The sequence below is a fragment of the Streptomyces sp. NPDC002835 genome (assembly GCF_053591995.1).
The window spans coordinates 1-14,786 of record NZ_JBSFUW010000046.1; the positions used below are offsets into that span (position 1 = coordinate 1).

The window sequence follows — 14,786 nt, forward strand, 5'->3', positions numbered from 1 at the left end:
AGCCCCAGAGCCGCCTCCGGGTCCTCCGCGCGCACCGTGGAGGAGCTGACGGCCACAGCCGCCAGCGCCTCCGGCGTGCGGTGCTGGAACACCTCGCGCGCCGAGAACACCAGCCCGGCCTTACGAGCCCGGCTCACCAGCTGGATCGAGACGATGCTGTCACCGCCCAGCTCGAAGAAGCTGTCGTCGACGGAGACCGAGTCGAGGCCGAGGAGTTCGGCGAAGATGCCGCAGAGGATCTCTTCCTTGGCGGTCTGAGGCTGCCGTCCCTCGCCGGCTCCGGTGAACTCGGGTGCGGGGAGGGCTTTGCGGTCGAGCTTGCCGTTGACGGTCAACGGCAGGGCGTCCAGGGCGACGAACGCGGACGGCACCATGTAGTCCGGGAGACTCGCCGCCACATGGGCCCGCAGCGCGTCCGTGTCCAGGCCGGTGCCGGTGCCGGCGTTAGTGCCGGTGGCCGGGACAGCGTAGGCGACCAGACGCTTGATCCCGGGCTGGTCCTCCCGCACCACGACCGCCACCTGGGCGACAGCCTCATGTGCGCCCAGGACGGTCTCGATCTCACCCAGCTCGATCCGGAACCCGCGGACCTTGACCTGGTCGTCCGCCCGGCCCAGATACTCGAGTTCGCCGTTCCGGGTCCAGCGGGCCACATCGCCCGTCCGGTACATCCGCGTCCCGGCGGGTCCGTGCGGGTCGGCGACGAACCGCTCCGCCGTCAGCCCCGGCCGGCCCAGATACCCGCGCGCCAGACCGGCGCCCGCGATGTACAGCTCACCCGCCACACCCGCCGGAACCGGACGCAGACCACCGTCCAGCACATAGACACGGCTGTTGGGAATGGGCGTGCCGATCGTCGGGACTCCCGAACCGGCCACCAGCGGCGCCGACATGGTCGCAGCCACCGTCGACTCCGTCGGACCGTAGGCGTTGACCATCCGACGCCCCGGAGCCCACCGGTCCACCAACTCCGCCGACGTCGCGTCCCCGCCGACCACCAGGGACCGGAAGTCGGGATATTCCCCCGCCGGAACACTCGCCAGCGCCGCCGGCGGCACCAGAGCATGCGACACCCGCTGCGACTCCAGCACCTCGGCCAGCACCTCACCCGCCAGCGGACCCGCGGGGGGCACCACCAACGCGGCGCCCGCCGCGAACGTCATCACGAGCTCCAGCACCGACGCATCGAAACTCGGCGACGCGAACTGCAGCACACGGCTGTCACCGTCGACCGCGAAACGCTCGACCTCCGCAGCCGCGAAACTCGCCAGACCGCCGTGCGGAACCACCACACCCTTCGGCCGCCCCGTCGACCCCGACGTATAGATCACATACGCCGGACCCGACGAAGACACCGGAACCGCCGGACGCTCGTCACTCAACCGCTCGTACAGCTCGGGCAGTTCGCGCAGGACCAGTACCGGCCGGGCGTCGTCGAGCATGTAGTCGATCCGCTCCTGCGGATAATCCGGATCGACCGGCAGATACGCCGCCCCCGCCTTCAGTACCGCCAGCTGCGCCACCACGATGTCCACCGAACGCGGCAGCACCAGCGCCACCACGCCCTCCGGCCCCACGCCCCGGCCCGTCAGCCAGTGCGCCAAGCGGTTGGCCCGCACCTCCAACTCCGCGTAGGACAGTTCGAAGCCGGCACCGACCACCGCCGGCGCGTCCGGACGCCGGTCCACCGCGGCCTCGAACAACCCGTGGAACGTCACCGGCGCCAGGGCCTGTTCGGCGCCGGCCCACTCGCCCAGCACCCGCTCACGCTCGACCGCGTCCAGCACCTCGACCGCACCGACCCGCACGTCCGGATCAGCCGCCACCGCATCGAGCACCGACACCAGCCGTGCCGCCAGCACCTCCACCGACTCCCGGTCGAACAGATCGACCGCGAACTCCACGCTCCCCTCGATCCCCTCCACCGACTCCGCCAGCGTGAACGACAGATCGAACTTCGCGGTGTTCAGACGGACGGGCTGGCGGCGGACCTCGACGCCCGGGAGGGCGAGGTCGGACGCCGGGATGTTCTGGAGCTGGAGGGAGACCTGGAAGAGCGGGTGCCTGGCCATGGAGCGCTCCGGGTTGAGCACCTCCACGAGCCGCTCGAACGGCACGTCCTGATGGGCGTACGCGGCCAGGTCCGCCTCCCGCACCCGCTCCACCAGCTCACGGAACGTCGGGTCGCCCGACACGTCCGTACGCAGCACCAGCGTGTTGATGAAGAAGCCGACCAGGTCGTCGAGCGCCTCGTCCGTGCGGCCCGCGATCGGTGAACCGATCGGGATGTCCGTCCCCGCGCCCAGGCGGTGCAGCAGCGTGGCCAGTGCGGCCTGGAGGACCATGAACAGGCTGGTGCCGGTCTCCCGGGCGACGTCCGAGAGGCGTGCGTGGAGCTCTGCGGGAATCGTGAAGCCGAGCGTCTCGCCGCGGTAGCTCATCTCCGCCGGGCGCGGCCGGTCCACCGGCAGCGGCAGTTCCTCCGGCAGGCCGGCCAGCGTGGTCCGCCAGTGGTCGACCTGGCGCGACAGTTCGCTGCGGGGGTCGTCCTCGTCGCCGAGCACGTCCCGCTGCCACAGCGTGTAGTCCGCGTACTGCACCGGCAACGGCGCGAACTCCGGCGCGACGCCGCCGATCCTGGCCGCGTACGCCGTCGACAGGTCCTGCGCCAGCGGGGCGAGCGACCAGCCGTCGCCGGCGATGTGGTGGACGACGACCAGGAGCGCGTGGTCGTCGGGGGCGAGGGTGAAGAGGTGGGCCCGGACCGGGATCTCGCGGGCCACGTCGAAGCCCTGCGCCGCGGCGGCGCTCAGCGTCTCGTCGAGCGCGTCGGGGTCCGTCGTGGCGAGGTGCAGCCGGGGGCGGGCCTCGGTGTCGCCGGCGTCGAGGACGAGCTGGCGGGGCCGGCCGTCCACGTCGGGAAACAGCGTGCGCAGCGCCTCGTGGCGTGCCGTGACGTCGGCGAGCGCCGCCGCCAGGGCGTCGGAGTCGACGTGCCCGCCGAGCCGCAGGGACAGCCCCAGGTTGTAGGTGCCGCTCGGGCCTTCGAGGTGGCTGAGGAACCACAGGCGGCGCTGGGCGTGCGAGAGGGGGATCTCGGCCGGGCGCTCGCGTACGGTCAGTGCCTCACGGGCCTGACCGGCGTCACCGAGGTGCTCGGCGAGGGCGGCGACGGTGGGGGCCTCGAAGAGGTTGCGGACGGTGAGTTCGGCGCCGAGGGCGGTCCGGACGCGGCTGATGAGGCGGGTGGCGAGCAGGGAGTGGCCGCCGAGGTCGAAGAAGCCGTCGTCGATGGTGACGGCCTCGACTCCGAGCACTTCGGCGAACAGCTCGCACAGCGCGGTCTCCCGGCGGGTGCGGGGGGCGCGGCCGGTGCTGAGGTGGGTGAAGTCGGGCGCGGGCAGCGCCTTGCGGTCCAGCTTGCCGTTGACCGTCACCGGCAGCCGGTCCAGGAGCAGGACGGCGGCGGGCACCATGTAGTCGGGCAGGGCCGCGGCGACGTGGCCGCGCAGTTCGGCCGGGTCGGCGGCCGGGCGGGCCGGGTCGGCGGCGACGGTGTAGGCGACGATCCGCTTGTCGCCGGGGCGGTCCTCGCGGACGATCACGGCGGCCTGGGCGACGTCCTCGTGCGTGAGCAGCCGTGCCTCGATCTCGCCCAACTCGACGCGGAAGCCGCGGATCTTGACCTGGTCGTCGACGCGGCCGAGGTACTCCAGTTCACCGTCGGCGGTCCATCTCACGAGGTCGCCGGTGCGGTACATACGGGAACCCGGGGCGCCGTACGGGTCGGCGAGGAAGCGCTCCGCGGTGAGCGCGGGGCGGGCGTGGTAGCCGCGGGCGAGGCCGGCGCCGGTGAGGTACAGCTCGCCGGGGACGCCGGCGGGTACCGGGCGCAGGCCGGCGTCGAGCACGTACACGCGGGTGTTGGTGATGGGCCGGCCGATGGTCGGGGTGCCCGCGCCGGGGCGCAGGGGGGCGCTCATGGTGGCGCAGACGGTCGACTCGGTGGGGCCGTAGGCGTTGACCATCCTCCGGCCGGAAGCCCAGCGTTCGACGAGCTCCGCGGAGCATGCCTCTCCGGCGGTGACGAGGGTCATCCCGGCGGGCAGTCGCGCGTCGCCCATCGCGGCGAGCACGACGGGGGGCAGGGTGGCGTGGGTGACCTCCCGCTCGGCGAGCAGGGCGGCCAGCGGCTCGCCGGCGGCCAGCCGCTCGGCGGACGCGACCACCAGCGTGGAGCCGTTCAGCAGCGTGGTCAGGATCTCCCACATCGACGCGTCGAAGCTGGGTGAGGAGAACTGCAGTACCCGGTGGCCTTCCCCGCCGCCCAGCCGGCCGCGGTGGGCGGCGGCCATGCTGGCGACACCGGTGTGGCTGACGACGACGCCCTTGGGGCGTCCGGTGGAGCCGGAGGTGTAGATGACGTACGCGGCGTCCTGCGGCGTCAGCCCACTCGCCGTGTGACCCTCGGCGGGCAGTTCGGTCTCGTCGAGCAGCAGCTGCTCGGGCCCGCCGTCGGGGAGCGCGCCGCGCAGAGCGCCGGTGGTGACGACGAGTGCGGGGCGCGCGTCGTCGAGGATGTACGCGATGCGGTCCGCGGGGTAGGCCGGGTCGACGGGCACATAGGCGGCGCCCGCCTTCATCGCGGCGAGGAGCGAGACGATCGTGTCGGCGGAGCGTCCGAGGGCGACGGCCACGGACGCGCCGCGGCGGACGCCGCGGTCGCGCAGGAGCGCCGCCAGGCGTGCGGCCCGGGTGTCGAGCTCCCGGTAGCTGTAGGACACGTCGTCGGCGACGAGGGCGGCCGCGTCCGGCGCGGTGCGGACCTGTTCGGCCAGCAGCTCGGGGACGGTGGCGTACGGGACGTCCCGGGCAGTGTCGTTCCAGCCGGTGAGGAGGTTCTCGCGCTCCTCCCCGGACAGGATGTCCACGGCCGCGATCCGGTCGTCCGGGTCGGCGGTGACCGCCTCGAAGAGCCGGAGGAAGCGCTGCCCGACGCCGGCCGCGGTGGACTCGTCGAACAGGTCGCGGGCGTACTCCAGCCGGACCTCGACCCCGGCCGGCTCTCCGCTGCCGGTGAAGCGCTCGCCGAGCCGGAACGCGAGGTCGAACTTGGCGGTGTCCGTCTCCAGTCCGCGGGGGGATGCGCTGATCCCCGGCAGGTCCAGCACGGGCGCCTCGTTGTCCTCCAGGGCGAGGGTGACCTGGGCCAGCGGGTGGCGGGCGAGCGAACGCACCGGGTTGAGGATCTCCACCAGCCGCTCGAACGGCACGTCCTGGTTGGCGTACGCGGCCAGGTCCGTCTCCCGCACCCGCTCCACCAGTTCACGGAACGTCGGGTCGCCCGACACGTCCGTACGCAGCACCAGCGTGTTCACGAAGAACCCGACGAGGTCGCCGAGGGCTTCGTCGGTCCGGCCCGCGATGACGGTGCCGACCGGGATGTCGTCGCCGGCGCCGAGCCGGTTCAGCAGCGCCGCGAGGGCCGCCTGCGCCACCATGAACACGCTCGCGCCGCTCTCGTGGGCGATGCTCCGCAGTCGGGCGTGGACGTCCGGGGCGAGCCGGAGCTCGACCTTTCCGCCTTCGTGGCTCGCCACCGCGGGACGCGGCCGGTCGACCGGCAGGGCGAGCTCCTCCGGCAGTCCGGCCAGCGTGGTCCGCCAGTGCGCGATCTGCTGGGCGAGGACGCTCGCCGGGTCCCTCTCGTCGCCGAGGAGTTCCTGCTGCCAGAGCGTGTAGTCGGCGTACTGCACGGGCAGTGGCGTGAACTGCGGTGCGTCGCCGCCGAGCCGGGCCGCGTAGGCCGCCGACAGGTCGCGGGTGAAGGGCGCCACCGACCAGCCGTCGCCCGCGATGTGGTGCACGACCACCAGCAGGACGTGGCGCTCGGGCGCCGTGGAGAACAGATGCGCCCGCACCGGGATCTGGGAGGCGAGGTCGAAACCGCGGTGTGCCGCCGCGGCGAGCTCGCGCTCGAGTTCGCCGTCGGTGATGTCGGCGGTGAGCAGCTCGGGACGGGCGTCCCGGAGCGCGAGGATGTGCTGGTGCGGCGCGCCGTCGTGGACGGGGAACACGGTCCGCAGACTCTCGTGCCGCGCCACGACGTCCGCGAGCGCCGTGCGCAGCGCCTCGACGTCCGGCCGGCCGGAAAGCTCCACCGTCAGGCCGTCGTTGTAGGCCGCGCCGCCGCTCTCCATCTGATTCAGGAACCAGAGCCGGTTCTGCGCGGCCGACAGCGGCAGCCGCTCCGGCCGGGGGCGGACCGTCAGGGCCGGCCTGGCGCCCGGCGCGAAACCGAGCGCTTCCGCGAGGGTGGCGACGGTGGCGTTCTCGAACACGGTGCGCAGCGTCAGTTCGGCGTTCAGCTCCCGCCGGATCCGGCCGACGAGCCGGGTCACCTGGAGCGAACTTCCGCCGCGGAGGAAGAAGTTGTCGTCGACGGAGACGACGTCCTCGCCGAGCACATCGGAGAAGAGGCGGCACAGCGCCTCCTCCTGCGCGGTGCGCGGCGCCCGGTGCCCGCCGACCACGCCGGGCGACTCCTGCTGCGCCGCTTCGGTGGTCCGGCGGCGTACGGGCAGGCCCGCGACCTGCTCGGCCGCGAGCTTGACGGAGTCCACCCGCTCGTCCAGGGAGGCGGAGCCGAGCCGGTGCAGGAAGTCCAGGAAGGTCTCCTGGTAGGCGCGGAGCGCGTCGTCCTCGTAGAGGTCCGGGTTGGCGTCGAAGTCGATCTGCAGCCCGGCGCCGGTCCCCCGGTCGTAGACGATGAAGGAGATGTCGTCGGCGGGGCCGATGGAGAGGTTGTGCGGCTGGGCCGGGTGTCCGCCGAAGGTGACGTCGTAGTCGAACATCATGATGTTGACGTGCGGTCCGACCAGCCGCCGATCGTCGGCGAGCATGCCGAGGTCACGCCGCAGGTCCTCGAACTGGTAGCGCTGGTGCTTCATCGCCGCGCGCATCTCGGCCGACACCCGGGTCAGCAGCTCGCCCACGGTCAGGTCCGGCGCGACGGCGATGCGCAGCGGCACCACGTTGGAGACCATGCCGGGGACGCTCCGGCCGGTGCGGCCGAGCCGGGTGGAGACCGGCAGGCCGAGCACGATCTCCGGGGCGCCGGTGAGGTTCTGCAGCCATGCGGCCACGGCCGCGACCAGCGCGGGCGGCCAGGTGACGGAGGCGTCCGAGGCCAGGTCGCGCAGCCGGTCGGTGTCCGCGGGCGCGAGATGGGCGGTGCGGCGGGCCAGGGAACGGGCCAGGGCCGGCTGCTCGCCGGAGAGGCTGACCGGCTCCGGGCACTCCTTGAGCCGGTCGATCCAGTAGGCGCGGTCCCGGGCGAAGCGCTCGGAGTCCTGGTAGCCGGCCTTCTCTTCGAGGAGGCGGGCCAGGGGCGCGAAGGGGGTGGCGGGAACGTCCTCGCCGGCCACCAGCGCGGAGTACACCTCCGCGGTCCGGCGGGCGACCATGTTGACGGTGAAGCCGTCGACCAGCAGATGGTGGTAGCGGTGCAGCCAGAAGTAGCGGTCGTCGTCGATCTTGAACAGGGCGAAGAGGAAGAGCTGGTCGTGCTCGGGGTCCAGGGGCCTGGCGAAGTCCTCGGCCATCCAGGCACGGGCCGCGGCCACCGGGTCGGGCTCGCCCTGGACGTCCACCACGTGCAGGTACCGGTCGAAGCCGTCGGCCGGGACGATCCGGGCGACGGGGCCGCCGTCCGCCTCGAAGAAGCGCAGCCGCAGGGTCTCGGCCTCGGCGACGACCTGCCGCAGAGCCGCCTCGAACAGATCGGCGTCCACCGGGCCCGCGATTTCCAGGAATTCACCGGTGTTGAAGATCGTGTTCTGCGGATTCAACTGCTGCGCGTACCACACACCCGACTGGGCGGCGGTCAGCGGAAGAAGGGCGCCCCGAACGTCAGACACAGCCACTCACCCTCAATGCAGTGATGAAAACGAAAGTTGCCAAACATGGCAACTTGGCCATGTCTAACAGTCCGCTTTCGGCCGGGACAACGGCAGTTGCAGAAAGTTGCCACCGGACACCAAGTCCCCCTTCAGGGGCGCGTGCTAGCGTCGCCGGTATGACCGGAGACACGAAATCAGAGGCAACGCTGCTCGATCACTACATGCCCGAATGGCATTTTCGCGAGCGCCATTGGGTGGCGATGGAGGCGCCGCGCGAGGAAGTGCTGCAGGCAGCCCGGGAGCTCACCTGGCGCGAGGCGCCGGTGGCCCGTTTCCTGCTGGCCTTCACCCGGAACCGGCTGCGGCCCGACGGCCGGGTGCTCGACGACTTCGCCATGGGCGGTGACACCGTACTGGCCCTGGGTGAGGACGAGTTCCTGTACGGGGGCATCGGCTCGCAGGCCGGCCCCGTGACCCCGGAGCAGCCGATGCACGAGGCGTTCCGGGACTACGCGGAGCCCGGCTGCACCAAGGTCGGTTTCAATGTGCGCTATGCCGACGGGATATTGACCACGGAGACCCGGATTCTCGCCACGGACGAGCAGACCCGGCGCAGCTTCGGCCGCTATTGGACGGTTATCCGGATGCCGAGCGGCGTGGTCAGGATCTCCGTCCTCGGCGCCATCAAGCGCCGGGTCGACGGAAAACGTAAGAAGCCTGCAGGCCGCTCAGCACAGCGGCCCGCAGACAGCCCGAGTCAGCCCTGAGCGTCCCGCACGAGTTCGACGAACCGGCCTGCCGTCGAGTTGCGATAGAAGTCCTGAGTCGCGACCTTCGGCAGGCCTTGTTCGCGCATTTCCCGGAGCACCCGGATGACCAGCAGTGAATTGCCGCCGAGCTCGAAGAAATTGTCCTTCAGGGTGACGTCGGTGTTCAGCGCGTGGCCCCAGAGCCCGAGAATCCACTCGGTGAGCGTGTCGGTCTCCCCGTCGAGCGGTCCCGTCGGCTGTGCCGCCCCCGCGCTCCCGGACCCGCCCGTCGAGCGGTCCCGGTCCGGCCTCGCCGCCTCCGGCGCCGGCAGGGCCGCGGTGTCCACCTTGCCGTTGATGGTCAGGGGGATCGAGGGGAGTTCGGTCACGGAGGCCGGGACCATGTACACGGGGAGCACACCGCGGGCGTGGGCCAGCACGTCGGCCGTGGAGACCGCCGCGCGCAGCGTCACGTAGGCGTCGATACGGGCGGTCGCCGAGTCGCCCGGGGTGTCGTGGCCCAGCACGGCCGCCGCACCGGCGACGGCGGGGTGGCTCAGCAGGACGTTGCGGATCTCGTCCAGTTCGATGCGGTGGCCGCGCACCTTGACCTGGCTGTCCAGCCGGCCGAGGTGGTCGAGACTGCCGTCCGGGCGCAGCCGCCCGCGGTCGCCGCTGCGATAGATCCGGCCGCCGCCGTACGGGTCGGTGACGAAGCGTTCCGCGGTGAGTCCGGGCTGCCCGAGGTAGCGGTCGGCGACGCCGGCGCCGCCGACGCAGATCTCTCCGGGGACGCCGAGCGGCAGGAGCCTGCCACGAGGATCGCGCACCGACAGGGACCAGCCGGGGATCGCGGGGCCGACCTTGCGCCCGGCGGCGAGGACGTCGGCGGGGGTCACGGTGTGGGCCGTGACGTGGACCGTGGTCTCGGTGATGCCGAACATGTTCACCAGCCGGCAGTCGGTGTGGGAGTGCCGGGCGAACCAGGGGGCGAGCATCCGCACGTCGAGCGGCTCGCCGCCGAAGACGACCAGGCGCAGCGAGAGTTCCGTGCGCCGCTGCCGGTCCGCCTCGACGATCTGGGCGAACGCGGACGGGGTCTGGTTCAGCACGGTGACCTGTTCGCGGACGAGCAGGTCGTGGAAGAGGTCGGTGTCCCGTGTCACCCAGTAGTCGACGACCACGAGTCGGCCGCCGGTGAGCAGGCAGCCCCAGATCTCCCAGACGGAGAAGTCGAAGGCGCTCGAGTGGAACAGCGTCCACACGTCGTCCCCGCAGAGCCCGAAGTCCTTAACGGTCGCCTCCAGCAGGGCGGCGACGTTGCGGTGCGGCACGACGACGCCCTTGGGCCGCCCGGTCGACCCGGAGGTGTAGATGACGTACGCGGTCGCCGATCCGTCCTCCGCGCGGGGCGGAACGCCGCCGCCGTCGCCGAGGTCGCCCAGTTCGGCGGGGGTGACGACGCGTACGCCCGCGATGTCGGGGAACGGCTCGTCGGCGCCGCCGACCACGACGGACGCCCCGGCGTTCTCCACCGTGTAGCGCAGCCGCTCCTCCGGGTAGCGCAGGTCCATGGGCACGTAGGCGCAGCCGGCCTTGAGGATGCCGAGCAGCGTCACCACCAGGTCGGCGTTCCGCTCGAGGGCCACGCCGACCAGGCTGCCGGGGGCCACGCCGAGGGCCACGAGGCCGGCGGCGGTCCGCTCGGAGCGCGCGTCGAGTTCGGCGTAGGTGAGGCTGGTGTCACCGGCCGTGAGGGCGACCGCGTCGGGACGCTCTCGGGCGACGTCGGAGAAGAGCCCGTGCAGGGTGCGGCCGGCGGCGACGGCACTGCCCGCGGCCGGTGTGACGCCCAGCCGCAGCACGGACCGGGCCTCGTCCTGAGGCATCAGTTCCACCGCGTCGAGCGTGCGGTCCGGGTCCTCTGCCAACTGACCGGCCACGTGCGCGACGTGACCGGCGAAGCGTTCCGCGACGGCCGGGTCCAGCGCGCCGAGGTCGTGGCGGAGCACACCGGTGACGGTGCCGTCCTCGTGCCGGCGGAAGTGGAGTTCCGCGGGTCCGGCGGGGGCGAGGTGCGGCAGTCTCCGCTCCCCGGGCCTGGCCGTGTCGATGCGCAGGCCGATGCCCGGCAGGGACTCGCCGTGCGCCCTTCGCAGCCGGGCGAGGAAGTCGCCGGTGCGCTGCGACTCGTCGACGGGCCGGCCCGTACCGTAGCGGGCCAGGACCAGCTGGGCCGCCCCGGTGAGCACGGCGTCGTCGGCGCCCGCGGTGCCGGGCAGGGGCACCGGCACCTCGCCCGTCCGGCCCGCGCGGGCCGGATCGCCGAGGCCCCACTCCGGCGGCGGTGCGGCGTCCTCGCGCGGCAGGGCCGCCCCGGTGCCGCGGCCGAACGTGAAGCGGGGCTCGTCGAAGGTGAGTTCGTGCCGGGCCACCAGGACGAGGTCGGCGTCGCCGTCGGCGTACCGCACCAGCACGGCGCGCAGGGGCGGCCCCCCGGCGTGCAGCGGCCGCTCGGCCTCCGCGGCGACCCGGTGCAGGGCGGACGGGTGGCCGGCGCCGAAGGGCAGCGCCTCCTCCCACAGCCGGAGCCGTGCGGCCGTCCGCGGCCAGGAGCCGGCGGCTCCGGCACGCAGGCGGCGCTCCAGTTCTGCGGCATCGACCGGGCCCGGCACCCGGACCACCAGGCTGTGGCAGGACCTGGCCTGACTTCTCGACATGGCGGGACTCCTGAAGCAGTGCGAGGTGTGTGGGGGCGGGTCAGCGGGCGCTGAAACCGCCGTCGACGGTGAGCGTGGTCCCGGTGACCTGCCGGGAGTCGTCCCCCGCGAGCCAGACGGCCGCGCCCGCGATGTCCTGGGGCTCGATGAGGGAGTTCATCGGCTGCGACTGGACGAAGATCTCCTCGTGCTCGTCGACGTCGACGTCGAGGGAGCGCGCGATCTCGGCGAGCATCCGGCCCTCGTTGAGCGGGTCGTCGCGGACGGATCCGGGGCACAGCGCGTTGACCCGTACCCGGAACGGCGCGTAGTCGAGGGCGGCCGCCTTGGTCAGGCCGATCAGGCCGTGCTTGGCGGCGACGTAGCCGGCGAAGTGGCGGTAGCCGACGAGCCCCGCCGTGGACGCCACATTGATGACGCTGCCGGACCGCTGCTCCACCATGGCCGGGACCACGGCCTTCATCATCCGCCAGGCGCCGGTGAGGTCGATGCCGACCATCAGGTCCCACTCTTCCTCGGCGATCTCGTGCACGGCCTTCCCGGAGGGAGCGGCGATGCCCGCGTTGTTGAGCAGGACGTCCACGGCCGCGAACCGGTCCAGCGCCTGCCGGGCCGCTTCCTCCACGGCCTCGGGCCGCCGCACGTCGGCGGTCACGGTGACGACGGCGGCGCCGTGCGCCCGGCACAGTTTCGCCGTGTGCTCGAGCTGGTTCCCGGAACCGAGCGGATACGGGACCCCGGCCAGGTCCCCGCCGACATCGACGAGGACCAGGTCGGCACCCTCCTCCGCGAACCGCACCGCGCAGGCCCTGCCGAGGCCCCGGGCGGCGCCGGTGACGACGGCGGTCTTGCCCCTCAGGAGCGCACGCGGCGCCTGCTCGCGACCGGCCGTCATGGCGGCGGGCCCGCCGCCGCTGGTAGCCGTCATGACGGCAGGGCCGCGGCGACCGCGTCGATGAGCGGCAGCGGCGAGTCGATGAGGTACATGTGGCCGCCGTCGGGCTCCACCAGGCGGAAGTCCCCGGTGGTGGCGGTCCGCCACTCCTCGGCCTGCTCGCGGGTGACCAGCTCGTCCCCGGTGGCGCGCAGCGAGGTGACGGGGGTGCGCAGCGGCGTGTCGGAGACGGGCTTGTAGTTCTCGTGCATCTCCACGTCGGCCCGCAGGACCGGCAGCAGCAGTTCGCGCATGTCCGGGTCGGCGAGGGCGTCGTGCTCGTAGCCGGCGAACTCCTGTACCCGGGCGAGGAACTCGCTGTCCGGAAGCCCGGTGGCCCGGCGGTTGCGGCCGGTCCAGGGCCCGGGCGAGCCGCTGACGAAGAGGTGGCTCAGCCGGACGGCGGGGTCCTTCTCCAGCCGGCGGGCGAGTTCGTAGGCGAGGACGGCGCCGAGGCTGTGCCCGAAGAGGGCCACGGGGTCGTCCCCGGCCAGCGCGGCGACCTGCGGTGCCAGCGCGTCGGCGGCATCGACGACGTCCCGGAACGGCTCGTCGATGAACCGCTCCTCGCGGCCCGGGAGCTGCAGGGGCACGATGCGTGGAGCGTGGTCGGGCAGTTGTTTCCAGGCGCGGTAGAAACCGGCGCCGCCTCCCGCGAAGGGGAGGCACACCAGTGCATGGGTCATGAGCGGCATCGCTTTCTGAAAAGGTGCTGCTTCCCGGAGGCGGCGGGGTGCCACGCTCACAGCGGCGTCAGTGCCACGGTCACATCGGCGAGGTCGTCGGGCAACGGGCGTTGCACATTGCTGCCAACGCCCGTTGCCGGGCCGCCCGGAGGGGGGTGGTCAGGCGGCGTCCATCGCGACGGCCAGGGACTTGGGCCGCATGTCGGTCCAGTTCTTGTTGATGTGGTCGAGGCATGCCTGGCGGCTGTCCTCGCCGTGCACCACGGTCCAGCCGGCCGGCACCTCGGCGAACACCGGCCAGAGCGAGTGCTGGTTCTCCTCGTTGACGAGGACGAAGTAGCGGGCGTCGTCGTTCTCGAAGGGGTTCGTGGCCATGATCAGTCTTCCTTCACTGTGTGTCGTTCGAAGTGGGCGCGGGCCGTCCCGACGAAGTCGGTCAGCCGGTCCACACCCCAGAACTTGTCGAATCCGCTGATGAAGAAGGGCACCCCGAACACTCCGTCGCGGTGCAGGGAGGCGAGCGCGGCGATACCGCGCTCCCGGATCCGCGGGTCCTGGTGGGCTCCGGCGAGCGCTTCCCCGTCGAGGCCCAGCGTCTTGCCGATCCGGCCCATCGTCTCGGGGTCGGAGATGTCGTCGCCGAGTTCCCAGCGGGCGCGGTAGGTCTCGTCGATGAACTCCCGTCCGGCGCCGAGTTCCTCGGCCGCCAGGTAGGCGAGGTGGGACACCTCCCAGCGCGGCGCGGGGTCCACCGGCCACACCATCTCGAGCCCGCGCGCCCTGGCCAGCCGGCGGACGTCCTGAAGGATGTAGAGGTGTTTCTCCTTGGACATCGCCACGTAGGGCAGCTTGATGTCGCTGCGCTCGAGCTGGTCCTGGGCGGACTCGTCCGGCTCCCAGAAGGGCAGCCATTCGATCCGGTCCGCCACGTCCGGATGGCTGCCGGTCAGGTCCCGGTAGGCCATCCAGGAGTACGGGCTGCGGAAGGAGAAGTACCAGCGTGGTCCGCGTCGTGCCATCACCGCCTCCAAGGGGGTTCGCGGGTGGATCAGATGGTGATGCCGCCGTCGATCTGGAGCACGGCTCCGGTGATGTAGGCGGCCCGGTCGGAGACCAGGTAGGCGACGAGGTCGGCCACCTCCTCCGCCGTGCCCATGCGGCGCAGCGGGATCGAGGAGAGGGCTTCCTTGCGGGCCTTGTCGTTCATCGCGGCGACCATGTCGGTCTCGATGAAGCCGGGGGCGACCGCGTTGACCCGGATGCCGGCCCGGCCGGTCTCCTTGGCCAGGGCGCGGGAGAAGCCGATGATCCCGGCCTTGGAGGCGGAGTAGTTGGTCTGGGTGCCGTTCCCGTACACACCGGCGACGGACGAGATGTTGACGATCGCTCCGGAGCGGCGCTTCATCATGCCGAAGACGACCGCCCGGCAGACGTGGTAGACGCCGTCCAGGTTGGTGTCGATGACCTGGTGCCACTGCTCGTCGTCCATGAGGACCAGTGGGTTGTCGCGGGTGATGCCGGCGGCGGTGACGGCCGCGTCGATCTGGCCGAACTCCTCCTCGGCGGCGGTGATCCAGGCCCGTACGGACTCGGCGTCGGCGACGTCGACCCGGCTGCCGGTGACGCGCACGCCCAGGTCGGCGGTCTCCTTCTCCAGCGTGCGGGCGGCCTCTTCGTCCGAGCGGTAGCAGAAGGCGACGTCGAATCCGTCACGGGCCAGCGCGTGGACCGTGGCCCGGCCGATGCCGCGCGAGCCGCCGGTGACGAGGGCCACCCGGTTCGTGGTGTCTCCCATG

Annotated in this window: 8 protein-coding genes; 1 reads left to right on the forward strand and 7 read right to left on the reverse strand. The window is 72.3% G+C overall.

The window, feature by feature from the left end:
• The coding region (locus tag ACWD01_RS32565) for an amino acid adenylation domain-containing protein (RefSeq protein WP_451166920.1) at positions 1 to 7,919 on the reverse strand (7,919 nt) is incomplete at its 3' end.
• A 158-nt stretch (positions 7,920 to 8,077) separates the two neighbouring features.
• On the opposite strand from ACWD01_RS32565, the gene ACWD01_RS32570 reads away from it, so the two are divergent.
• Positions 8,078 to 8,668: a hypothetical protein gene (locus tag ACWD01_RS32570; protein ID WP_451166922.1), complete on the forward strand. Its 591-nt coding sequence runs from the start codon at positions 8,078 to 8,080 to the stop codon at positions 8,666 to 8,668.
• Here the strand turns inward: ACWD01_RS32570 and ACWD01_RS32575 are convergent.
• The 6 genes from ACWD01_RS32575 to fabG form a co-directional block, all read right to left on the reverse strand.
• A complete protein-coding gene (locus ACWD01_RS32575; RefSeq protein WP_451166924.1) occupies positions 8,659 to 11,370 on the reverse strand; it encodes an amino acid adenylation domain-containing protein in 2,712 nt (903 codons plus the stop codon). The genes ACWD01_RS32570 and ACWD01_RS32575 overlap by 10 nt on opposite strands.
• A gap of 40 nt (positions 11,371 to 11,410) precedes the next feature.
• Entirely contained in the window at positions 11,411 to 12,265 is an 855-nt protein-coding gene (locus ACWD01_RS32580; RefSeq protein ID WP_451166984.1) for an SDR family oxidoreductase, read from the reverse strand.
• A gap of 29 nt (positions 12,266 to 12,294) precedes the next feature.
• Positions 12,295 to 12,990: a thioesterase II family protein gene (locus ACWD01_RS32585; protein WP_451166926.1), complete on the reverse strand. Its 696-nt coding sequence runs from the start codon at positions 12,988 to 12,990 to the stop codon at positions 12,295 to 12,297.
• Positions 12,991 to 13,149: 159 nt separating this feature from the next.
• Positions 13,150 to 13,365, reverse strand: coding sequence for an MbtH family protein (locus ACWD01_RS32590; RefSeq protein WP_451166928.1), 216 nt, complete (start codon positions 13,363 to 13,365; stop codon positions 13,150 to 13,152).
• Positions 13,366 to 13,367: 2 nt separating this feature from the next.
• The gene (locus ACWD01_RS32595) at positions 13,368 to 14,009 is read right to left on the reverse strand and encodes a DsbA family protein (RefSeq protein WP_451166929.1); all 642 of its coding nucleotides are present in this window, start codon (positions 14,007 to 14,009) and stop codon (positions 13,368 to 13,370) included.
• A gap of 29 nt (positions 14,010 to 14,038) precedes the next feature.
• Positions 14,039 to 14,785 carry a 3-oxoacyl-[acyl-carrier-protein] reductase gene (gene fabG, locus ACWD01_RS32600; RefSeq protein ID WP_451166931.1) on the reverse strand — a complete coding sequence of 249 codons (747 nt, stop codon included), beginning with the start codon at positions 14,783 to 14,785 and terminating at the stop codon, positions 14,039 to 14,041.
• Position 14,786: the final 1 nt, after the last annotated feature.

Bases quoted from the DNA above. Each gene is read 5' to 3' on its own strand.
- ACWD01_RS32590 (WP_451166928.1), bottom strand. From the start codon at position 13,365: ATGGCCACGAACCCCTTCGAGAACGACGACGCCCGCTACTTCGTCCTC.
- fabG (WP_451166931.1), bottom strand. From the start codon at position 14,785: ATGGGAGACACCACGAACCGGGTGGCCCTCGTCACCGGCGGCTCGCGC.
- ACWD01_RS32570 (WP_451166922.1), top strand. From the start codon at position 8,078: ATGACCGGAGACACGAAATCAGAGGCAACGCTGCTCGATCACTACATG.
- ACWD01_RS32595 (WP_451166929.1), bottom strand. From the start codon at position 14,009: ATGGCACGACGCGGACCACGCTGGTACTTCTCCTTCCGCAGCCCGTAC.
- ACWD01_RS32580 (WP_451166984.1), bottom strand. From the start codon at position 12,265: ATGACGGCCGGTCGCGAGCAGGCGCCGCGTGCGCTCCTGAGGGGCAAG.
- ACWD01_RS32575 (WP_451166924.1), bottom strand. From the start codon at position 11,370: ATGTCGAGAAGTCAGGCCAGGTCCTGCCACAGCCTGGTGGTCCGGGTG.
- ACWD01_RS32585 (WP_451166926.1), bottom strand. From the start codon at position 12,990: ATGACCCATGCACTGGTGTGCCTCCCCTTCGCGGGAGGCGGCGCCGGT.